The sequence below is a fragment of the Donghicola eburneus genome (assembly GCF_900115865.1).
In the GTDB taxonomy this organism is placed as follows: domain Bacteria; phylum Pseudomonadota; class Alphaproteobacteria; order Rhodobacterales; family Rhodobacteraceae; genus Donghicola; species Donghicola eburneus.
Genome location: NZ_FOXY01000004.1, coordinates 96,591 through 116,406, shown reverse-complemented (window position 1 = coordinate 116,406; position 19,816 = coordinate 96,591). Strand labels below are relative to the sequence as shown.

At 58.6% G+C, this 19,816-nt stretch carries 22 protein-coding genes; 17 read left to right on the top strand and 5 right to left on the bottom strand.

Annotated features, from left to right (window positions below):
* Positions 1-28 precede the first annotated feature (28 nt).
* Positions 29-2,284 (bottom strand): DNA topoisomerase IV subunit A, encoded by a 2,256-nt coding sequence (parC, locus tag BM225_RS08155; protein WP_072708810.1) that lies wholly within the window; start codon positions 2,282-2,284, stop codon positions 29-31.
* Between the two features lie 167 nt (positions 2,285-2,451).
* Here parC and BM225_RS08150 point away from each other — a divergent pair, with 167 nt between their 5' ends.
* The 7 genes from BM225_RS08150 to BM225_RS08120 all read left to right on the top strand — a co-directional run bounded on the left by BM225_RS08150 (position 2,452) and on the right by BM225_RS08120 (position 7,768).
* The gene (locus BM225_RS08150) at positions 2,452-2,985 is read left to right on the top strand and encodes an SH3 domain-containing protein (protein WP_072708808.1); all 534 of its coding nucleotides are present in this window, start codon (positions 2,452-2,454) and stop codon (positions 2,983-2,985) included.
* A 60-nt stretch (positions 2,986-3,045) separates the two neighbouring features.
* On the top strand, positions 3,046-3,876 hold the full coding sequence (locus BM225_RS08145) for an SDR family NAD(P)-dependent oxidoreductase (RefSeq protein WP_072708806.1): 831 nt from the start codon (positions 3,046-3,048) through the stop codon (positions 3,874-3,876).
* A 67-nt stretch (positions 3,877-3,943) separates the two neighbouring features.
* Positions 3,944-4,156 (top strand): twin transmembrane helix small protein, encoded by a 213-nt coding sequence (locus tag BM225_RS08140; RefSeq protein ID WP_072708804.1) that lies wholly within the window; start codon positions 3,944-3,946, stop codon positions 4,154-4,156.
* Positions 4,156-4,728: a cob(I)yrinic acid a,c-diamide adenosyltransferase gene (locus BM225_RS08135; protein ID WP_072708802.1), complete on the top strand. Its 573-nt coding sequence runs from the start codon at positions 4,156-4,158 to the stop codon at positions 4,726-4,728. The genes BM225_RS08140 and BM225_RS08135 overlap by 1 nt, the downstream gene beginning before the upstream one ends.
* Before the next feature lie 265 nt (positions 4,729-4,993).
* Positions 4,994-5,752 (top strand): electron transfer flavoprotein subunit beta/FixA family protein, encoded by a 759-nt coding sequence (locus BM225_RS08130; RefSeq protein ID WP_092464161.1) that lies wholly within the window; start codon positions 4,994-4,996, stop codon positions 5,750-5,752.
* Positions 5,752-6,678: an electron transfer flavoprotein subunit alpha/FixB family protein gene (locus BM225_RS08125; RefSeq protein ID WP_072708799.1), complete on the top strand. Its 927-nt coding sequence runs from the start codon at positions 5,752-5,754 to the stop codon at positions 6,676-6,678. Before BM225_RS08130 ends, BM225_RS08125 begins: the two co-directional genes overlap by 1 nt.
* Positions 6,679-6,892: 214 nt before the next feature.
* Positions 6,893-7,768: a 3-hydroxybutyryl-CoA dehydrogenase gene (locus BM225_RS08120; RefSeq protein WP_072708797.1), complete on the top strand. Its 876-nt coding sequence runs from the start codon at positions 6,893-6,895 to the stop codon at positions 7,766-7,768.
* A 60-nt stretch (positions 7,769-7,828) separates the two neighbouring features.
* Here the strand turns inward: BM225_RS08120 and BM225_RS08115 are convergent, their stop codons facing one another.
* The gene (locus tag BM225_RS08115) at positions 7,829-8,827 is read right to left on the bottom strand and encodes an asparaginase (RefSeq protein WP_072708795.1); all 999 of its coding nucleotides are present in this window, start codon (positions 8,825-8,827) and stop codon (positions 7,829-7,831) included.
* A 172-nt stretch (positions 8,828-8,999) separates the two neighbouring features.
* On the opposite strand from BM225_RS08115, the gene BM225_RS08110 reads away from it, so the two are divergent.
* From BM225_RS08110 to BM225_RS08080, 7 genes are all read left to right on the top strand, one after another.
* Complete coding sequence (locus BM225_RS08110) at positions 9,000-9,530, top strand: invasion associated locus B family protein (RefSeq protein ID WP_072708793.1); 531 nt, start codon at positions 9,000-9,002, stop codon at positions 9,528-9,530.
* A gap of 112 nt (positions 9,531-9,642) precedes the next feature.
* Entirely contained in the window at positions 9,643-10,830 is a 1,188-nt protein-coding gene (gene rlmN, locus BM225_RS08105) for a dual-specificity RNA methyltransferase RlmN (RefSeq protein WP_072708791.1), read from the top strand.
* Between the two features lie 72 nt (positions 10,831-10,902).
* A complete protein-coding gene (locus BM225_RS08100; RefSeq protein ID WP_072708789.1) occupies positions 10,903-11,865 on the top strand; it encodes an amidoligase family protein in 963 nt (320 codons plus the stop codon).
* Between the two features lie 8 nt (positions 11,866-11,873).
* Positions 11,874-12,599, top strand: coding sequence for a gamma-glutamyl-gamma-aminobutyrate hydrolase family protein (locus BM225_RS08095; RefSeq protein WP_072708787.1), 726 nt, complete (start codon positions 11,874-11,876; stop codon positions 12,597-12,599).
* Between the two features lie 78 nt (positions 12,600-12,677).
* On the top strand, positions 12,678-13,895 hold the full coding sequence (locus BM225_RS08090; RefSeq protein ID WP_072708785.1) for a class I SAM-dependent RNA methyltransferase: 1,218 nt from the start codon (positions 12,678-12,680) through the stop codon (positions 13,893-13,895).
* A 24-nt stretch (positions 13,896-13,919) separates the two neighbouring features.
* Positions 13,920-14,693: an ion transporter gene (locus tag BM225_RS08085; protein WP_072708783.1), complete on the top strand. Its 774-nt coding sequence runs from the start codon at positions 13,920-13,922 to the stop codon at positions 14,691-14,693.
* 84 nt (positions 14,694-14,777) lie between these two features.
* Positions 14,778-15,272: a L,D-transpeptidase family protein gene (locus BM225_RS08080; RefSeq protein ID WP_072708781.1), complete on the top strand. Its 495-nt coding sequence runs from the start codon at positions 14,778-14,780 to the stop codon at positions 15,270-15,272.
* Between the two features lie 15 nt (positions 15,273-15,287).
* Here BM225_RS08080 and dalA read toward each other — a convergent pair whose 3' ends face one another.
* Positions 15,288-15,827 carry a divisome-associated lipoprotein DalA gene (dalA, locus tag BM225_RS08075; RefSeq protein ID WP_072708779.1) on the bottom strand — a complete coding sequence of 180 codons (540 nt, stop codon included), beginning with the start codon at positions 15,825-15,827 and terminating at the stop codon, positions 15,288-15,290.
* Between the two features lie 167 nt (positions 15,828-15,994).
* Between dalA and BM225_RS08070 the strand changes: the two genes are divergently transcribed.
* Positions 15,995-16,618: a L,D-transpeptidase gene (locus BM225_RS08070; RefSeq protein ID WP_072708777.1), complete on the top strand. Its 624-nt coding sequence runs from the start codon at positions 15,995-15,997 to the stop codon at positions 16,616-16,618.
* Between the two features lie 149 nt (positions 16,619-16,767).
* On the top strand, positions 16,768-16,953 hold the full coding sequence (locus BM225_RS08065; protein ID WP_072708775.1) for a hypothetical protein: 186 nt from the start codon (positions 16,768-16,770) through the stop codon (positions 16,951-16,953).
* A 147-nt stretch (positions 16,954-17,100) separates the two neighbouring features.
* On the opposite strand, the gene hemH is transcribed toward BM225_RS08065, so the two are convergent.
* Complete coding sequence (gene hemH / locus BM225_RS08060) at positions 17,101-18,162, bottom strand: ferrochelatase (RefSeq protein WP_072708773.1); 1,062 nt, start codon at positions 18,160-18,162, stop codon at positions 17,101-17,103.
* 60 nt (positions 18,163-18,222) lie between these two features.
* Positions 18,223-19,044: a methyltransferase domain-containing protein gene (locus BM225_RS08055; RefSeq protein WP_072708771.1), complete on the bottom strand. Its 822-nt coding sequence runs from the start codon at positions 19,042-19,044 to the stop codon at positions 18,223-18,225.
* Here BM225_RS08055 and BM225_RS08050 point away from each other — a divergent pair, their 5' ends adjacent.
* A complete protein-coding gene (locus tag BM225_RS08050; RefSeq protein ID WP_092464159.1) occupies positions 19,045-19,788 on the top strand; it encodes a ComF family protein in 744 nt (247 codons plus the stop codon). It abuts the gene before it with no gap.
* The last annotated feature ends 28 nt before the right edge of the window (positions 19,789-19,816 follow it).

The following is a 19,816-nucleotide window of genomic DNA, read 5'->3' as shown; positions in this document are numbered from 1 at the left end:
GAAAACGGCGCCCGAAGGCGCCGCATCATCAAGTGAAAGTATTGTCGCGGGGGAAGCCGCGCGGTGCCATGCGCCCTGCGGTCGCCCGTTTGCCGATCCATTCAGCTAGGTCGTTTTCTGTGCGCGTGCGACCAGCGGGGTCCTTCCACGACAGTCCGTTTGCCAGCGTAAAGGTGGTCGCGTCCGACAGCCCGCCATCCTTGTACTTTTGCAGACGGACGCCTTTGCCGCGGGACATTTCGGGCAGTTCTTCGATCGCGAAAACCAGAACTTTGCGGTTTTCGCCCACGACCGCCACGTGGTCGCCATCGACCGCTTTGCAAATCTTGGCGCGAACGTCGCCTTTGACGTTCAGCACCTGTTTGCCGCTGCGGGTTTGCGCGACCAGATCGTCCTCGGGGGCGATGAAACCGTCACCTGCGCTAGAGGCCAGCAGCAGTTTACGACCGGGCTTGTGGATGAACAGGTCCACAATTTCTACGTCGTTGGGGAGGTCCACCATCAGGCGCAGGGGTTCGCCCATACCGCGCCCGCCAGGCAAGTTGGCTGCGGACACGGTGTAGAAACGACCATTCGTTCCCAGAACCAGCAGGCGATCTGTGGTTTCCGCATGGAATACGAAACGCCCTTCATCGCCATCCTTGAACTTGAGCGCGCTATCCAAGGCGATGTGCCCTTTCATGGCGCGAATCCAGCCCATCTTGGAGCAGACGACAGTGATCGGCTCGCGGTCGATCATCATTTCCAGCGGGACGTCTTCGATTTCGGTCGCTTCGGCGAACTGGGTGCGACGCGCGCCAAGCGCGGTCTTTTTGCCGAACTCCTTTCGCACGTCACGCAGTTGTTCGGCAATACGGGCCCACTGAAGTTCATCACTGCCAAGCAGTTCGACCAGACCTTCGCGTTCGAGACGCAGATCATCACGCTCTTTGCGAAGCTCCATTTCTTCGAGCTTGCGCAAGCTGCGCAGGCGCATGTTAAGGATTGCTTCGACCTGATTTTCGTTCAGGAAGACGCCGCCACCCCAATCTTCGGCCAGCATGACGGCCTTGGGGTCATCCTCGGTCCGGATGATCTGGATCACGCGATCAAGGTTAAGGAAGGCGATGATGTAGCCTTCCAAAACTTCCAAACGCTTGTCGATCTGGGCCAAACGGTGACGCGAGCGGCGTTGCAGCACGTCGCGGCGGTGGTCGAGAAACGCGCGCAGAACTTCTTTGAGCGAGCAGACCTTGGGCGTCACGCCGTCGATCAGCACGTTCATGTTCAGGCTGAACCGGATTTCCAGATCGCTGTTGCGATACATCATGCCCATGAGCATCTCGGGATCGACGTTCTTGGAACGCGGTTCGAGGATCAGGCGCACATCGTCCGCAGATTCATCACGCACATCAGCCAAGAGCGGAACCTTCTTGGTCTGGATCACTTCAGCGATCTTTTCGATGAGCTTCGATTTGGCGACTTGATAAGGAATTTCGGTAACAACGATCTGCCAAGTGCCGCGCCCCAGATCCTCAACTTCCCATTTGCACCGCAGGCGGAAGGATCCACGGCCAGTCTCGTAAGCCTTGAGGATGTTCTCTTTGGGCTCGACGATGATGCCACCAGTCGGGAAGTCCGGTCCGGGCACGTAGTTCAGCAGAGTCTCGTCCCGTGCATCCGGCGTCTTGATCAGGTGCAAGGATGCAGCGACCAGCTCGTCGATGTTGTGGGGCGGAATGTTGGTCGCCATGCCCACCGCGATACCGCTGGCGCCATTGGCCAGCAGGTTCGGGAAGGCCGCAGGCAGCACCACAGGTTCCTGCAGCGTGCCATCATAGTTGTCGCGATAATCGACGGCATCCTCATTCAGCCCCTCGAGCAGGGCTTCGGCGGCAGCGGTCAGGCGCGCTTCGGTATATCGACTGGCCGCTGGGTTGTCCCCGTCGATGTTGCCAAAGTTGCCCTGGCCGTCGACCAGCGGGTAGCGGACGTTGAAATCCTGCGCCAGTCGGGCCATCGCGTCATAAATCGCGCCATCCCCGTGGGGGTGGTAGTTGCCCATCACGTCGCCCGAAATCTTGGATGATTTGCGGAAGCGTCCGTTCGGGCTGAGCCGCAGTTCCCGCATCGCATACAGGATACGGCGGTGCACAGGCTTCAGGCCATCACGCGCGTCGGGCAGGGCTCGGTGCATGATAGTGGACAGCGCATATTGCAGGTACCGCGACCCCAGCGCCCGGCGCAAAGGCTCGGTCGAGGAACGGGGCTGTTCTGGTGTTGTGTCGTCGTCGATGTCGCTCATGGCAGTTGTAGTACAGCGCCGCCGAGGGACGGTAAAGCGCGTAGAATTCGGTAGAGGTCAGGAATACGCGAAGTGAAATTGTAAAAATTATCTGCGAGTAAAACGGAACCATTTCCGGTATTCTGTGTTTAATTTTCGTAATTCATTTAAATCTAGGTAATATGACAATGTGGCGCTTAATCGTCGTGACTTTTGCATTTTTGGCATTTGCTCTTTACGAGTTAAGTGGAGGAAGCAATTTCCAGCCACAGGTGGCCGAAGCCGAAGTGCAGCACCTGACCCCAATGAAAACGGCTAGAGCCGAAACTGTCATTCCGGACCTTCCGGCGATGGGAATTCGTAAGGCTGAGCCTCAGAAACAAGTCGATATCACGCTCGCGAGTATGGAGATTCCGGCGCAAACCCCTGCGATGTTGCAGGAAGTGACCGCCGTTGACGCGACCGTGATGCCCGCTGTGGCTGTCGATACCGCTACCACAGAAATGCAGGCCCCCATCGCCGATATTCGTAAGGTGACCGGACGTCGCGTGAATATGCGCCAAGGGCCCGGGACACAGTTCAGTGTTGTCTCAAGCTTGGGTGCCGGTGAAGAGGTCGAGGTTTTGCAGACGCCTGGAAATGGCTGGCTCAAATTGCAGGTTGTATCTACAGGTCGCATCGGCTGGATGGCTGATTGGCTTGTTAGCGAAGCTGCGCAGTAATTCCGCACATTGATTCCCTCGGTTCGTGCCGTCATGTTGCCGCAAGCTTGCGGAGGTTACATGGCGGCACGTTCTATTTTAATCACAGGCAGTTCCAGTGGCATCGGTTACGCCGCCGCGCATGATTTAAAGGCGCGAGGATGGCGGGTGTTCGCGTCCTGCCGCAAGGCTGAAGATTGCGAACGCCTGGAGGCCGCGGGCTTCGCCTCTCCCCAACTGGACTACGCTGATCCGACATCAATCCGCAGCGCGCTGGCAGAAGTGCTTGAGGCGACAGGCGGCACCTTGGACGCGCTCTATAATAATGGTGCCTTCGCGCTGCCCGGCGCAGTCGAGGATTTGCCACGCGGCGGGCTGGAAGAGTTGTTCCAGACCAATCTCTTTGGACCCCATGACCTGACGCAACTAGTGCTGCCCATCATGCGTAAGCAAGGGCACGGGCGGATCGTGAACTGTTCTTCGGTGCTGGGTCTGGTCGCAATGCCGTGGCGCGGGGCCTATGTCAGCAGCAAATTCGCGATGGAGGGTCTGACGGATGTGCTGCGTCTGGAGATGCGTGGCACAGGCATTCATGTGATCCTGATAGAGCCCGGTCCGATCACCTCTCGGATCCGGCAGAACGCGATTCCGAAATTCGAGAAGTGGATCGACTGGGAAAACTCACCCCGTGTCGAGCAATATCGCAGCCAGTTGCGCAAGCGCTTGTACCAGGACCGAGGCCCCGACAAGTTCGAACTGCCCGCCAGCGCGGTCACTAAGAAGCTGATCCATGCCCTGGAGGCGGAAAACCCGCACCCGCGCTATTTCGTGACCACTCCGACCTATATCGGAAACATCCTTCGGCGTATCTTGCCCACGCGACTTTTGGACAGGGTGACCGCAGGAGGCTGAGGCAAAATGCGTGTTCGCTTTTTGACGCGAACCGCCTATCTGCGTGGAAACATCAAAGGAACCTAATATGGCCAATGATCCACTGTTTTACGTCGTCGCGATCGCGTGCTTGATCGTTCTGGGCATCCTGATGTTCGGCATCGGAAGCTTCGCCAAGGGCGGCGACTTTAACCGCAAGCACGCCAACCGCATCATGCGCTATCGCGTAGCAGCGCAGTTCGTAGCGGTGATTCTGATCGTCGGCTTCGTTTACATCCGTCAGAAATTCGGAGGGCAGTGATGGTTGTTCTGAACAAAATCTACACAAAGACCGGGGACGCGGGCGAAACCGCGCTCGGCAATGGCAGCCGCGTAGCCAAGCATTCGCTGCGTGTGACGGCGTATGGCACCTCGGATGAGCTGAACGCCGTGATCGGTGTCGCGCGTTTGAATGCCGAGGGGATCATGGACGAGCGCCTCATGCGCATCCAGAATGACCTGTTCGATTTGGGCGCAGATCTGTGCCGCCCTGATATGGCCAAAGACGCAGAGTCTGAATACCCGCCGCTGCGGATGGTCGATGCCCAAGTCGCGCGTCTGGAGGCGGAAATCGACGAGATGAACGCTGGTCTGGCGCCTTTGCGCAGCTTTGTCCTGCCGGGTGGCAGTGCTCTGGCGGCGCACCTGCACGTATGCCGCACCGTTGCGCGGCGTGCAGAGCGCTTGGCCGTCGAACTGTCCGGCGTCGAAGAGGTGAACCCCGCTGCGGTCAAATATCTGAATCGCCTGAGCGACTGGTTTTTTGTGGCCTCGCGGGCGGCGAACCAGAACGGCGCGGGTGATGTCCTGTGGGTGCCGGGCGCTAATCGGTGAATGTCGCGGCTGCGGTTTGTCCAGCTCTGATGGGCGTTTCGACAAATCAAAAAGCGAAAAACTGTGCAGAATCGTCGCATGGGACCATGGGACGACTCGCCATGTTCATTGCGCCGCAGCATAAATCATTCAAAACGCGGCGTCCGATGGCGCTAACGTGACGTTTTTGCTCTGTTTCGGCCTGATCTGAATCGTTATCAAGGCCGAGACGAACGGGATAAGGGCACGGTTGAGTGTCCGTGAACTCAATGGGAGAGACACGCAAATGAAGGTTTTGGTGCCTGTCAAACGCGTGATCGACTACAACGTGAAGGTTCGCGTAAAAGCGGACGGTTCGGGTGTCGATCTCGCCAACGTAAAGATGTCGATGAACCCCTTCGACGAGATTGCCGTCGAAGAGGCCATCCGTCTGAAGGAAGCCGGCAAAGCTGACGAGATCGTTGTTGTCTCGATCGGTGTGAAGCAGAGCCAGGAAACCCTGCGCACGGCTCTGGCAATGGGCGCGGATCGCGCGATCCTCGTGACCGCAGCAGACGATGTCCACACCGACATAGAGCCTCTGGCCGTTGCAAAAACCCTCGCGAAAATCGTCGAGGAAGAAGCCCCCGGTCTGGTGATCTGTGGCAAGCAGGCCATCGACAACGACATGAACGCAACCGGCCAGATGCTGTCGGCTCTGCTGGGGTGGGGTCAGGCGACCTTTGCCTCGGAGCTCGAGATCGACGGCGATGCGGCCAAAGTTACCCGCGAAGTGGACGGCGGTCTGCAGACCATCAGCGTCAAGCTGCCCGCAGTCATCACCGCGGACCTGCGTCTGAACGAGCCTCGCTATGCGTCGCTGCCCAACATCATGAAGGCAAAGAAGAAGCCTTTGGATGAGAAGACAGCCGCAGATTACGGCGTCGACACCGCCCCCCGCCTCACCATCGTGAAAACCGGTGAGCCTGCGGCGCGTGAAGCTGGCATCAAAGTGGGTTCGGTTGACGAGCTGGTGGCGAAACTCAAAGAAGCAGGAGCTGTATAATGGCTGTTCTTCTGATCGCAGAAGTTGCTGGCGGCGCACTGGCCGTTGATGCAACCGCAAAAGCCCTGACCGCCGCCAAGGCGATGGGCGATGTGACCATTCTGGTGGCTGGCGAAGGTGTTGCCGATGCGGGCGCCGCAGCGGCCACTCTGGACGGCGCGGCCAAGGTTCTGGTGGCTGACGACGCGGCCTATGGCCACGATCTGGCAGAAAACCTGGCGGATCTGGTGCTGTCGATGGCTGGTGACTACAGCCACATCGTTGCGCCTTCGACCGCGACCGCAAAGAACGCAATGCCCCGCATTGCGGCGCTGCTGGACGTCATGATCCTGAGCGACGTAAGCGGTGTTGTGGACGCGGACACGTTCGAGCGTCCGATCTACGCTGGCAACGCGATCCAGACCGTGAAATCTGGCGACGCGACCAAAGTCATCACCATCCGGACCTCGACCTTTGACGCAGCGGGTCAGGGCGGTTCGGCAGCGGTCGAGTCCATCTCGGGCGCAGGCGACAAGGGCCTGTCCTCTTGGGTCGAAGACAAGCTGGCCGAGAGCGATCGTCCCGAGCTGACCTCGGCTGGCATCGTTGTGTCGGGTGGCCGCGGCGTCGGTTCCGAAGAGAACTTTGCCATGATCGAGAAGCTGGCAGACAAGCTGAACGCCGCTGTTGGCGCCTCGCGCGCAGCTGTGGACTCGGGCTTTGCGCCGAACGACTGGCAGGTTGGCCAGACCGGCAAGGTCGTCGCGCCCGAGCTCTACGTCGCCGTCGGCATCTCGGGTGCGATCCAGCACCTTGCGGGTATGAAAGACTCCAAGGTCATCGTCGCGATCAACAAAGACGAAGAAGCGCCGATTTTCCAGGTTGCTGATTTCGGTCTGGTCGCTGACCTCTTCGAAGCCGTCCCAGAGCTGACTGAAAAGCTCTGATTGCTTCGGCTTTGAGAAACAGATCAAAGGCTCGCCATTTGGCGGGCCTTTTTCCTTGTCTCAAAGCTTTGCCCCGCGTGGCCGCGCAAGAAAAAATCGTGATCGGCATAGTTGCGGTAATGAAAAAATCTATGTGTCGGGAGGGGAGCGAACCGCCCTTGCATGGGCGTCGGGGGCGGTCCATCCTCTGGCGGAAACCACAGGAGACTCTTCTATGGAAGTGAAAAAAATCGGTATTGTCGGTGCAGGCCAAATGGGGAACGGCATCGCCCACGTATGCGCGCTTGCGGGCTACGAGGTGCTGGTGAACGACATTTCCCAGGAAGCGTTGGACCGTGGCATTGCGACCGTGCGCAAGAATCTGGACCGTCAGGTCAGCCGTGAGAAGATCAGCGAAGCTGAGCGCGACGAAGCGATGGGCCGAATTGCGACAACTCTTCAGCTGAAGGACTTGGGGCAAACCGATCTGGTGATCGAAGCGGCGACCGAGCGTGAAACTGTGAAGGTTGCAATTTTCGAGGATTTGGTGCCGCATTTGCAGCCGCACACGATCCTGACGTCGAACACCTCTTCGATCTCTATCACTCGATTGGCGAGTCGAACTGACCGCCCTGAGAAGTTCATGGGTTTCCACTTTATGAACCCCGTGCCGATCATGCAGCTGGTCGAATTGATCCGCGGCATCGCGACGGACGAAGAGACCTATAAATCCTGTCTGCAGGTCGTGGAGAATCTGGGTAAGACTGCGGCGAGCGCCGAAGATTTCCCAGCGTTCATCGTGAACCGCATCCTGATGCCGATGATCAACGAGGCCGTTTACACCCTTTACGAAGGGGTCGGGAATGTGCGGTCGATTGACGAGTCGATGAAGTTGGGGGCCAACCACCCGATGGGGCCGCTGGAGCTGGCGGACTTTATCGGTTTGGACACATGTCTGGCGATCATGAACGTGCTGCACGATGGACTCGCGGACACCAAGTACCGTCCTTGTCCGCTGCTGACCAAGTATGTCGAGGCCGGATGGCTGGGGCGCAAGAGCCAGCGGGGTTTCTATGATTATCGAGGCGAGACGCCCGTCCCGACGCGATAATTTAAGGGGCCTGAATGGCCCCTTTTTGCGTCCGGCGGGGGTATTTTGCCAAGGAGAAGATCAGGCGAGCAGACCTTTGGCCGGTTGGATGACCGCAGCGTCGATCCCGCGCCAGTTTTTCTGGATTTTGTTCAAGCGGACTTGGGCGAGTGGATGGTTCGGGTCCAGAACGCCTAGTCGCGCCAAGAGCGCAGCGATTGCGCATTCAGAGCCGCGCGTGCCGCCGTCCATGACTTTGAGCGCGATGCCGAGGCCTTGGTTTGGGAGCATTGCGACAAAGACGGCTTCTGCGCCAGTTTTGATGGCGACGGGCGCGGTCACCGCAGACATGAGTTCTGTGCAGGCGCGGCCCGTTCCGGCGACGAGTTCGGGATGTTTGAACATGGCGTCGCGTAGACGGGCTTGGGCCTTGCTACGGGTATCGCTGCGCTGGTGGGCGGTTGCGAAACTGGCCATCGCGCGCGCCAGACCGTGGACCGAGGTTGCGAAGTTGGGCGCAGAGCATCCGTCGATCCCGTAACCCGGACTTTCCATCTGCGTAACCTCTTCGAACGCATCTTTGCAGGCAGCTTGAACGGGGTGGTCCGGGTCGATGTATTCACTGTGTCCCCCCAAGTGCTGGTTTAGGGTCAGAAAGCCCGTGTGCTTGCCCGAGCAGTTGTTGTGAAGCTGGCAGGCAGTCTTGCCAGAGCCGCGCAGGCGATGTCGCGTTTCGGTATCAGAGGGCGGCTGCACACCGCAGCGCAGGTCAGGTTCGCCGAGCCCGATTGTATCGAGCCACGCTGCGACTTGGTCTGTGTGCTGCGATTGCCCTTGGTGAGAGGCGCAGGCCAGCGCGAGTTGTTCGGTGCCGAGACCAACCGCGTCGGCTGCCCCTGATTCCATAAGGGGCAGCGCTTGTATCATCTTGGCTGAACTGCGGGGGTAGATGATCGTTTCGGGGTCGCCCCAGGCCTCGGTGATTTGGCCAGTTCCGTCGCAAATGACCGCATGGCCGTAGTGCACACTTTCCAGAATTCCGTTGCGCCAGAGTTCTGCCAAAGGGGCGGGATTGTTCATATTCACGACTCCGTTTGGTGATGGCGGAAAGCCGCCATGGGGGCTTTATCCTTTAGGATGTTTTAAGCTACAGTCCGGTCGTCGAGATGCAAACGGTTCGCGCGCAAAAGCATCCGCTTCTTGCGCAACATAGACCGAAAAGAAGAGGCAAGTCAGCTTGGAGGCTGGACGTATGAAATCATTATTCGCGCGTGGTGTTGTCGGGGCGCTTTTTGCTGTCTGCGCTGCGGGTGCGACGGCTCAGCAGGTTTCGAATAATCAGGTGGCCGCCAAAGAAGACTGGTACGTCTATACCGGAGAAAATCCCACCGAATGTTGGGCTGTGTCGATTCCCAAGTCGATTGTAAACACGCGCGATGGCCGCGAAGTGAATGCGACCCGTGGTGAAATCCAGCTGATGGTGTTCTTCCGACCCGCGCAGAGTGTGAGTCAGCAAGTTGCGTTCTCTGGCGGCTATCCCTTCCGCGACGGCTCGACCGTGACCGTCGATATCGGCGGAACCAAGTTCGAGATGTTCACGCAGGGCGAATGGGCTTGGCTGCCCAACCAGTCCGAAGACGACAAGATCGTCAACGCTATGAAGCGCGGTGCGACCGCCACTGTGGTCGGCGTTTCATCCCGCGGGACGACTACGACAGATACCTTCTCGCTGACCGGCTTTACTGCTGCAGTCGAGGATGCGGCGACGCGCTGTAACCAGTAAACGCGCCGCGCATAACTGCCATGACAAGGGCCGGACACCAACGTGTTCGGTTCCTTTTGTGTTTTTGTAACGAATCCGCTAAAAGGCGCGCTCAGCCCAAAGGATTAGCGCAATGACGGCTTCTGCACCGATCACTCAAGACGTAATGACCATTCCCCGCAAGCTGCCCGAGGGCGGCAAAGTCAACATCGTGGGGCAGACACGGGATCAGCTGCGCGAGTCGCTGCTGTCGATTGGCACGCCTGAGAAGCAGGCCAAGATGCGTGTGAACCAGATTTGGCAATGGGTCTATCAGTGGGGCGTGCGTGACTTTGGGGCGATGACCAATCTGGCCAAAGCCTATCGCCAGCAGCTTGAGGATAATTTCGTCATCGAAATCCCAGAGATGGTCAGCAAGCAGGTGTCCTTGGATGGCACCCGCAAGTATCTGGTTCGGATCGCGGGCGGTCACGAGGTTGAGGTGGTCTACATCCCCGAAACCGATCGCGGCACGCTGTGCGTCAGCTCTCAGGTCGGGTGCACTCTGACCTGCTCGTTCTGTCACACTGGCACGCAAAAGTTGGTTCGGAACCTGACGGCGGGCGAAATCGTGGGTCAGATCATGATGGCGCGCGACGATCTGGATGAGTGGCCCCAACCCGGTGTGGGCACTGGCGATGCTGGTCCGCGACTGCTGTCGAACATCGTTCTGATGGGCATGGGCGAGCCGCTGTATAACTTTGACAACGTGCGTGACGCGATGAAGATCGCGATGGACGGCGAGGGCATCAGCCTGTCGCGCCGCCGCATTACATTGTCGACCAGTGGCGTTGTTCCAGAGATCGCAAAATGCGCCGAAGAGATCGGCTGCATGATGGCTGTCAGCTTCCACGCGACCGAGGACGAGACCCGCAACAAGCTGGTTCCGATCAACAAGCGTTGGAACATCACCGAACTGCTGGACGCCCTGCGCGCCTATCCCAAGCTGTCGAACTCGGAGCGGATCACCTTTGAATACGTGATGCTCAAGGACGTGAATGACACCGACGCGGATGCGCGTCGTCTGGTCAAACTGATCAAGGGCATCCCTGCCAAGATTAACCTGATCCCGTTTAATGAATGGCCCGGTTCGCCTTATCAGCGCTCTGATTGGGAGCGGATCGAGGCGTTCGCCGACATCATTTACAAAGCCGGCTATGCCAGCCCGATCCGTACGCCGCGCGGCGAGGATATCATGGCAGCATGTGGTCAGCTGAAGTCCGCGACAGAGCGTCAGCGCAAGTCGCGCGCGCAGATCGAAGCAGAAACCCAAAACGGTTAACGCTGCGACAGACTGTCATGGAACAAATTCCGTCCCTCGCATGTTGGTTTGGTCAATAAGCGAGGGCGAAATATGACATTACACTTTCAAGAGCTGCCTGCGCCTGTAACGGTAGATGGTGCGGAACGACACATCGGCGTTGAAGTCGAGTTTGCGGACCTGAACGAAGAGCAGGCCGCATACATTCTCTCAGAGACTCTTGGAGGCACCGCTGAGCGCGTCAAAGACAACGATTGGAAGGTCACCGGCTCTAGCCTTGGCGACATCCAAGTGTATCTCGATACCGTTTACCGCACTGCTGACAAATCGGTTCTGCGTGACCTTGGCCTGAAATTGGGACGAGAAGTCATTCCTGTTGAACTTGTCACTGACCCGCTGTCCTTGGGGCAGCTGGGTGAACTGAACCGTGCGCTTGGGGCTTTGAAAGAAGCAGGGGCAAAAGGGAGCGGTGATGGTTGGTACTATGGGTTCGGTGTTCACCTAAACGTTGAGATCGTCGAAGAGACGCCAGCTTCTGTGCTCAAGCCGCTGCTCGCCTATGCCTTGATCGAGGATTGGATGCGCGAGGCGCGCCCTATCGAAGCGACGCGCACCGTGCTGCCTTGGACCGACGCATACCCCACCGCACTTGTTGAAGAGTTGATCCTGCTCGGGACCGAGCCATCAGACCGAGCGTTGGTTGAAACTTACACCCGCCATTGCCCTGACCGGAACCGTGGGCTGGATATGCTGCCGATCTTTAAGGCGCTCTGGCCTGACATTCTGGTCGACTCGATCGGCGCGGACAAAGTTGATGGCATTTCTGGTCGCCCGACCTATCACTTCCGCCTGCCCGACAGTCGGATCGACGAAGATGCATGGTCGCTGGAAACCGAATGGAACCGCTGGCTGCTGGTCGAGCAGGTCGCTGCCAAGGACGATCTTCTGACCGAGCTGTCGGATGCATGGCTTGAGAAGCACGGAGCGATCACGCTGTCGCGCCAGCCTTGGGCCGAACGGTCCGGCGACATTCTCTCCAAGCATGGACTGGCGTGAGGTGACGTATGACACGCCCTATTATCGCTGTAACAACGTCCAATCGTTCGGGCTGGAGGATCTTTCCTTTGGTCGCTCTGAACGTCTGGTTTGCCGGAGGTAAAGCTGTGCGCTGGGGCGCTGGCCGTCCCGCCGATCTAGACAAAGTAGATGGTGTCATCATTGGTGGCGGGGACGATATCTCTCCCGACATCTATGGCGGCCAACTTGTGACGTCTGCCCGCCTAGACCACGACCGGGACGCACTGGAACGCCAGATCGTCGAAGATACAAATGCGCGCGGCATGCCTGTATTGGGGATCTGCCGTGGCAGCCAAATGATCAACGTGGCCCGTGGGGGTACGCTGCATCAGGACGCGTATGGCGTTTACACCAGCAGCAAGAAGCGCTGGACGATTTTGCCGCGCAAGGAAATCTGGGTCGATGACAACACGCGTCTGTCACGGATCGCGGGTCTGCAGCCCATGACCGTAAACTCACTGCACTCCCAAGCTGTCGACAAGGTTGGCGACGGCCTGCGCGTGGCTGCGCGAGACACGGGCGGTATGATCCAAGCCATTGAAAGCATTAAAGAGCCTTTTGCCCTAGGCGTCCAATGGCACCCCGAGCATCTGATATATGCGCGGCGCCAGCGCCGGATTTTTCGGTCGCTTGTCATGGCCGCGCGGGCTTATCGAAAAGACCTCAAGCAGCTTCAGGCGGTCGATACCCACGTGCGTTTGGACCCCGCATAAAGCGCGGGGCCTCTTGGCCTGAGGCGGCGAAGCGGGTAGGTGCCTGCAAACAGCCAGCCACACGACAGGAGCGCGCCCGTGACCGAGATTGTCATTGAACGTTTGGGACTTCATGGCGACGGCATTGCCGCCGGCCCGATCTACGCGCCCCTAACCCTGCCGGGTGAGCGTGTCGAAGGCGAGATCACCGGCGAGCGCATGGAAACCCCGCGTATCGTTGAGCCCAGTTCTGACCGCGTCAAAGCCCCATGCCCGCGGTTTAAGCGCTGTGGCGGGTGCAGTCTTCAGCATGCCAGCGATGACTTCGTGGCCAAGTGGAAGATCGGAGTGGTCGAAATTGCCCTGCGCGCTCAGGGGCTGGACGCGCCGATTCGCGGGATAGAGACGTCGCCCGCCGCTTCGCGCCGCCGCGCTGTGTTTTCGGCACGACGCACAAAGTCGGGCGCGCAGGTTGGCTTCCACGTGCGCGGCTCTGACCAGATTGTCGAGATTGATGGCTGTACGCTGCTGCACCCTGAACTGCTGGCCGCCCGCCCGATTGTGGCCGAGCTGGCCAAAGTGGGCGGCAGTCGTAAAGGAGAGCTGAGCGTCACGATCACTCTGACCCAGAACAAGCTGGATGTGCTGGTCACAGGTGGCAAACCTTTGGACGACAAGCTGCGCATGGAACTGGGCCCCTTGGCTGAAAAGTTGGGCCTGTCGCGTTTGGCCTGGGATGACGAAACCGTAGCTTTGCGCCACCCGCCAGCGCAGGATTTCGACGGCATTCTGGTGACACCGCCTGCTGGCTCTTTTCTCCAAGCAACGCGACACGGAGAGGATGTACTGCGTGCGGCCGTGCTAGAAGCCGTTGGGGACTCAGGTTATGTCGCCGATTTCTTTGCGGGGTGCGGGACCTTCAGCCTGCCTCTGGCCCGCAAGGCCGAGGTATGGGCTCTGGAAGGCGTGCGCGAGATGATTCAGGCGCTCGATCTGGGCTGGCGCAACGCCAAGGGCCTGAAGAAGATGAAGGCCCAAGTGCAGGATCTATTCCGCAATCCTGTGATCGCTGCTGATATGCAAAAGCTGGACGCTGTGGTCCTTGACCCACCTCGTGCGGGCGCGCAGGCACAGGTGGCTGAAATCGCGCAGGCCAAGATTCCCGTGATTGCCTATGTCAGCTGTAACCCCGTTACATTTGCGCGCGACGCAGCCGTTCTTGTGAAGGCAGGTTATCGCTTGAATTGGGTGCAGGTCGTTGATCAGTTCCGTTGGTCTTCCCATGTGGAACTGGCGGCACGGTTCGATCGCGCCTAAAGGCAACTAAAACGGGACAGGCCTATGAGAGACACGTTGGCAAACTGGCTGGCGCACCCTGCAGTGCGCAACGGAATTATCGGGGTGATCCTGATCAATGCCGTGGTGCTGGGACTGGAAACCTCTGAAACCGTCATGTCGAATATCGGGTGGCTGGTGCGATTGGTTGACTGGATTTGCCTAACGATCTTTGTGTTGGAACTTGCGGTAAAGTTCTATGCCCACGGCACCCGCTTTTTCCGGAATGGCTGGAATATTTTTGATGCGGTCATCGTGGGCAGCGCCCTCATCCCTGGCGGGCACTCGGTGTCGGCCTTGCGGGCGCTACGTATTCTGCGGGTTCTGCGTGTGATCTCCGCTGCCCCCCGTCTTCGCCGTGTGGTTGAGGGGTTGGTTTCTGCTTTGCCGAGCATGGGCAGCGTGTTTCTGTTGATGGCGATCATCTTCTATATTGGCGCTGTTATCTCGACGACACTGTTCGGAGAGTCGTTTCCCGATTGGTTCGGAACGCTCGCTCTCAGCGCATATTCCTTGTTTCAGATCATGACCTTGGAAAGCTGGTCCATGGGCATCGTCCGCCCCGTGATGGAGGTCTATCCCTACGCGTGGGTGTTCTTTGTCCCCTTCATCCTGCTGACGACCTTTGCCGTAGTGAACCTGTTGGTCGGTCTGATCGTGAACTCGATGCAGGACGCCCACTCCGAGGACAAAACTCGTGCCACTGATGATCACCGCGAAGCGGTTTTGGCGCGGCTCGAGGCGATCGAAAAGAAACTCGACAAGCTGAGTTCACAATAAGCCCGAGTCAGGTCTGGCCTACTACTGAAGCTGGCATGAATCGTGTATGCCCGAATGCAGAAACAAGCATAAGGGCAGTGAGACATGCGTTTTTTGAAGCTGGCGCTTTGCGCGCTGCTTTTGTTAGGTGCGGCCGCCTGCAGCAGTAAGTTCAAGACCTACAACGGGCCAGAGGTCACTCGTGTCGTCGTCTACAAAGAGGCGCGCAGAATGTACCTGTTGCATCATACGCAGGTCCTCAAGACCTACGAGATTCACTTGGGCAAAACGCCAAGGGGGCACAAGCAGTTCGAAGGGGACGGCAAGACGCCAGAGGGCCACTACCTCATTGATCGCCGCAATCCGAACAGCAAGTTTCACCTATCGCTCGGGATCGATTACCCGAACGAGGCGGACAGGGCATATGCGAAGTCTCAGGGGAAGAGGCCGGGTGGAGACATCTTTATCCACGGGCGTCCTAAACTTTATCGCAGCTGGGGCGATGACTGGACCGCTGGGTGTATCGCGGTCACAGACAAAGAGATCGAGGACATCTACGCCATGGTGCGCGACGGCACCCCGATCTCGATTTATCCTTAAAAAGCTTGGCGTCGCTTATTGCAGGGCCATAATCGGCGCCGAAGCACCAAGCTCCATGGTCCACCAGATCTTGCCGTTGTTCTCTTGGAACCACGCAAAACCCAATTGGTCGGCGTCGTCAGACATCAGAACCTTGCGCGTGATGGGGTCTTCTGCCCACGCAGCGAGGGTTTCAGTCTCGGTCTCGTAGGTTTCAGAAATCAGCTCACCCACAAAGTGGCCAGTGTAGCCAACGCGGCGCACGCGGTCGATCGGCGAGGAGCCGTCAGAGCCAAAGTGCCAAGGACGGTTTTGGACTGCCATGTCACGGGCATGAGTCGCGGCAGCGGCGTTCAAGCGCGGCTCGAGCGCGAGTGATCGTTTGCCTGCCGCATTCCGCAGAGCGTTCACCGAATCAAGAATGCCGTACTGAATGCGCGCTTCGTCAGCAGAACTGATCCGGTAAAGGCGTGGCAGCGGTTTGCCGTCCGGACCCATACGGGGCGGGGTGGGCGCCGGAGAACAGGCGGACAAAGCGACAAGAAAACTAAGAAGTATTGGAAGTAGGCGGAACATGCGGGCCCCTCGGTTGTTTGGCCAAGCCTTACCCGTTGGGGTATGCGGTTTCAAACCCACAGTAGGCCAATCTCTGCGAGTTTACCGTGGTTTGATTTGCGACTGCGGCTTTTCCACCATAGAAAAGTAGCAAATTACCAAGAAATCTGATCATCCGGAGGTAGAGCATGGCTGATCGTAAGGGAACAGGACTGTCTCGGCGCGCCTTTCTGTCGAGCGGGATCGCTGGCGGGCTGACTACAATGGCAGCACCCGCACTGGCGCAAAGCACTGGCGGCTTCAATGGCGCGGCCACGGTCGAGTTGGAAGGTGCCATCGAACAAGGCGTGCGCCGCAACATCTCGAGCTTCCGCACACTTGAATGGCAGCCTTACTTCAGCAGCCTTCGGAACGGCGCAATTTTGGTCGATGTGGACAGCCGCGCGCTGCACTACTGGTCCGAGGACGAGAGCACCTACAGGTTGTTCCCCACCAGCGTCCCTCTGACCGAAGATTTGACCCGTCGCGGACGTACTGAAATCACCCGAAAAGTCGAAGGCCCCAGCTGGGCTCCGACCCCCGCGATGAAGGAGCGGAACCCGGAATGGCCTGATTTTGTTGGCCCCGGCCCCGAAAACCCCCTAGGAACCCATGCCCTGTACCTGAGCTGGACTTACTACCGGATCCATGGAACCCATGACACCCGCAAGATCGGGCGCAGATCATCGAACGGATGCATCGGTTTGTACAACGAGCATATCGCGCAACTGTTCGAACTGACCAAGGTCGGTACCCAAGTGTTGCTAATTTGACGACATCAGGGCGAACTCATTGAATCCTCCCACAAGTTAAGTTTGCATTTGGCCAAGATAGCTGGTTAGAAAATTCATACGAGGTAAGTCTTGGGTGCTTGTCGCTGTCCTCAATGAAACGCGGCGGCAAGCTTATACTGGAGGATACTATGAAGAAACTCGTTCTGGCAGCCGCTCTGGCAACCACCGCTTCGACTGCATTTGCTGGCTCGATGGCTGAGCCCGTAATCGAAGCACCCGTAGTCGTGGAAGAAGCAACCACCTCGTCGTCGTCGGCAGGTCTGGTTGTTCCGCTGATCCTGGTTGCTGTCCTGGTTGCAGCTGCTTCGAAGTAATTTCGAACAGATCACTGAAAAAGAGAAAGGCGGTGGGTTTTCCTACCGCCTTTTTCATTTGGTGGTTTGTATAGAGGGGCGTTGCCCCTCTATTGGGGCGAAGCCCCAATTCACTCCCCAGAGTATTTTGGCAAAGATGAAAGGGGCTTAGAGCCAGCCCCCGAGGTTTTCGCGGATGACGGTGGTCAGCGCTTTGATATGCGCAGGATCATCGTTGAGGCAGGGGATGTAAGTGAACTCCTCACCACCTGCGTGTTCAAAGGACTCGCGAATCTCTTCGTTGATCTCTTCGAGTGTTTCAATGCAGTCAGCCGAGAAGGCGGGGGCGCAGACTGCGATGTTCTTTTTGCCTGCTTCGGCAAGGCGCGCGACCTCTTCGACGGTGTAAGGCTGAAGCCATTCTTCGGGACCAAAACGTGACTGGAAGGTCGTGGTAATTTCGGTATCCGCCCAACCAAGACGCTCTTTGAGCAGGCGCGTGGTTTTGGTGCACTGGCAGTGATAGGGATCACCCTCTTTGACCAAGTAACGCTTGGGTAGGCCGTGATAGGAGCAGACCAGAACGTCGGGTTTTTTGTCGAGCTTGGCGTAGGCCGTCTCGATCGATTGGGCGAGCGCTTCGATGTATTCGGGGTGCTCGAAATAGGGATCCACGACGCGGGCGGTCGGTTGCCATTTTTCCTTCATCAGGGCGCGGAAGAACTGGTCGTTTGCCGTGGCCGAGGTTGCGCCCGCGTATTGCGGGTAGAGCGGGAAGAACAGGATTTTGTGACACCCAGCTTCGACCATCTTGCGGACCACTGACTGGGTCGAGGGGTTGCCGTAGCGCATGCAGAAATCGACCATGATGTTGTCGCCGTATTCAGCCTCTAGGTCGGCCTTGATCGCGGCGGTCTGGTCTTTGGTGATGGTCATCAGGGGCGACTCGTTCGCCTCGTTGTTCCAGATCGAAGCATATGCGGCGCCGGATTTTGACGGGCGGGTCGACAGGATGACCAGTTGGAGCAGCGGCTGCCAAAGAAACGGCGAGTAGTCAATGACGCGGCGGTCGGACAGGAATTCGTTCAGGTAGCGGCGCATCGACCAGTAGTCGGTGCCATCCGGTGTCCCAAGATTGGCCAGCAGGATGCCGACTTTGGGCTTCTGGACCTTGGGGTGGTCTGCGGGGGCATGCGCGGGGCACTTGGCGGTCGCTTGGGCGTCCAACATGGCGTCGTTCCAATCGTTGTTATTGCTTTGCGGTTGGAGATAAGGGGCCAACCCCTTGGGTCAATCGTTCAGCTTCGTTTCTGTCGTGTTCAGGGCGTCGGCAAGTCTGGCGGCCGCACTGCCGGGACGCAGGGGCTGTGGCTGGCTGCTGTCGGGCGCCCATCCTGTTAGAATGCAGAATTCAAAGGTCGCGGGGATGCGACCATCTGCATCGGCAAAGTTCTCGGCGTAGATGCGGGCGGCCTCGAACAGGACAGTGCGGCGGGTCGGGTGGCGCAGGCGCTCGGTCAGAGCGTTTCCTTCGCCCATCATACGCAGCTCGCGCATCAGGGCGATCGCATTGTTGTAGCGGACCTTGATCCGGAAGGTGTCGCTGACAGGCAGAGCAAAGCCTGCACGCTGCAGCAGGCCCCCGAGGTCGCGGATATCACCCATGGGAAGCACACGAGGGGACAGACCGCCTGTGACCCGCGATTCGGCTTCGCTGAGAGCCATGCGCAGTTCATTTAGCGTCTGACCACCAAAGAGCGACGCGATGAGCATCCCGTCGGGGCGCAGCGCACGGCGTAGCTGGATCAGTTGTCCCACCGGATCTTCGGCCCAGTGCAGGTTCAGAGCGTGGATCGCCAGATCGACACTACCTTCTGCGACATCCAATGTCTCAGTGGGCTTGATCACGCGCGCGTCCGGCAGGCGATCTGCCCACAACTGGGGCCAATCACTGACAATCACAGTGTCCTGAAACGACCTGTTAACGATCATCAGGCGATCTTGCATGTCGTCAGCGGCGGTTTCTTGCAAGAAGAGCAGCGGGTTTTGGGCGGCGCGGGCAAGTTGGCGCTTGCGCGCTGGCCCGTCGATAAGGGATCTGGGGTTCGACATATGCAAGGTTCTAGTCTGCTGCAGGGGACAATTCAAACGGCGCTTCGAGTTGTGTATCCGCCGCGCTGTCTGGGATGTAGTGATCCGGTCGGTCAGGACTTTGCGCTCTGTGGTACATGCCGGAGAGAGATACATGTGATCGGCGGGCTGGTCTGCGAGACATGCGGGGTTCCCTTGTTCGGAGAGGAGGGTTTTGGCGCCTATTGCGACAACTGCCTAACGTCCCAGCCGCCGTGGACCGCAGGGCGGGCTGCCATTCTTTACGAAGGGATTGGCCGATCCATTGTGCTCCGGCTGAAACATGCAGACAGGACGGATATGGCGCGAGGCGTGGCAGGCCTTCTGGCGCAGGCCGCGCGCGAGCTTTTGCACCCCGATACGGTGGTTGTGCCCGTGCCCCTGCATTGGCGGCGCCTGGCCATGCGCCAGTACAATCAGGCCGCTCTTCTGGCACAGGAGCTGTCCCGCAAAACCGGTCTCACGTGTATTCCAGACGCCTTGACGCGCAGCGGTCGGCACGAATCCCTTGATGGTTTGGGGCGGGCGGACCGCTTTGCCGCGCTACAGGGTGCCATCCGCGTGAACCCTAGTCGCGCCGCACAGGTAGCGGATCGTCCAGTGCTGTTGGTTGATGATGTCATGACCTCTGGTGCGACGTGCGCTGCCTGTACGCAGGCGCTATATTCCTCACAGGTCCGAGAAGTTTCGGTCGTGACCCTCGCACGCGTTGCGCATTCACCCTAAATGGGTTTCAAATTCTGGAAAAGGAACG

Bases quoted from the DNA above. Each gene is read 5' to 3' on its own strand.
- BM225_RS08130 (WP_092464161.1), top strand. From the start codon at position 4,994: ATGAAGGTTTTGGTGCCTGTCAAACGCGTGATCGACTACAACGTGAAG.
- BM225_RS08085 (WP_072708783.1), top strand. From the start codon at position 13,920: ATGAGAGACACGTTGGCAAACTGGCTGGCGCACCCTGCAGTGCGCAAC.
- BM225_RS08055 (WP_072708771.1), bottom strand. From the start codon at position 19,044: ATGTCGAACCCCAGATCCCTTATCGACGGGCCAGCGCGCAAGCGCCAA.
- parC (WP_072708810.1), bottom strand. From the start codon at position 2,284: ATGAGCGACATCGACGACGACACAACACCAGAACAGCCCCGTTCCTCG.
- BM225_RS08110 (WP_072708793.1), top strand. From the start codon at position 9,000: ATGAAATCATTATTCGCGCGTGGTGTTGTCGGGGCGCTTTTTGCTGTC.
- BM225_RS08140 (WP_072708804.1), top strand. From the start codon at position 3,944: ATGGCCAATGATCCACTGTTTTACGTCGTCGCGATCGCGTGCTTGATC.
- dalA (WP_072708779.1), bottom strand. From the start codon at position 15,827: ATGTTCCGCCTACTTCCAATACTTCTTAGTTTTCTTGTCGCTTTGTCC.
- BM225_RS08125 (WP_072708799.1), top strand. From the start codon at position 5,752: ATGGCTGTTCTTCTGATCGCAGAAGTTGCTGGCGGCGCACTGGCCGTT.
- BM225_RS08100 (WP_072708789.1), top strand. From the start codon at position 10,903: ATGACATTACACTTTCAAGAGCTGCCTGCGCCTGTAACGGTAGATGGT.
- BM225_RS08050 (WP_092464159.1), top strand. From the start codon at position 19,045: ATGCAAGGTTCTAGTCTGCTGCAGGGGACAATTCAAACGGCGCTTCGA.
- BM225_RS08150 (WP_072708808.1), top strand. From the start codon at position 2,452: ATGTGGCGCTTAATCGTCGTGACTTTTGCATTTTTGGCATTTGCTCTT.
- rlmN (WP_072708791.1), top strand. From the start codon at position 9,643: ATGACGGCTTCTGCACCGATCACTCAAGACGTAATGACCATTCCCCGC.
- BM225_RS08095 (WP_072708787.1), top strand. From the start codon at position 11,874: ATGACACGCCCTATTATCGCTGTAACAACGTCCAATCGTTCGGGCTGG.
- BM225_RS08070 (WP_072708777.1), top strand. From the start codon at position 15,995: ATGGCTGATCGTAAGGGAACAGGACTGTCTCGGCGCGCCTTTCTGTCG.
- BM225_RS08145 (WP_072708806.1), top strand. From the start codon at position 3,046: ATGGCGGCACGTTCTATTTTAATCACAGGCAGTTCCAGTGGCATCGGT.
- BM225_RS08080 (WP_072708781.1), top strand. From the start codon at position 14,778: ATGCGTTTTTTGAAGCTGGCGCTTTGCGCGCTGCTTTTGTTAGGTGCG.
- BM225_RS08120 (WP_072708797.1), top strand. From the start codon at position 6,893: ATGGAAGTGAAAAAAATCGGTATTGTCGGTGCAGGCCAAATGGGGAAC.
- hemH (WP_072708773.1), bottom strand. From the start codon at position 18,162: ATGTTGGACGCCCAAGCGACCGCCAAGTGCCCCGCGCATGCCCCCGCA.
- BM225_RS08065 (WP_072708775.1), top strand. From the start codon at position 16,768: ATGAAGAAACTCGTTCTGGCAGCCGCTCTGGCAACCACCGCTTCGACT.
- BM225_RS08135 (WP_072708802.1), top strand. From the start codon at position 4,156: ATGGTTGTTCTGAACAAAATCTACACAAAGACCGGGGACGCGGGCGAA.
- BM225_RS08115 (WP_072708795.1), bottom strand. From the start codon at position 8,827: ATGAACAATCCCGCCCCTTTGGCAGAACTCTGGCGCAACGGAATTCTG.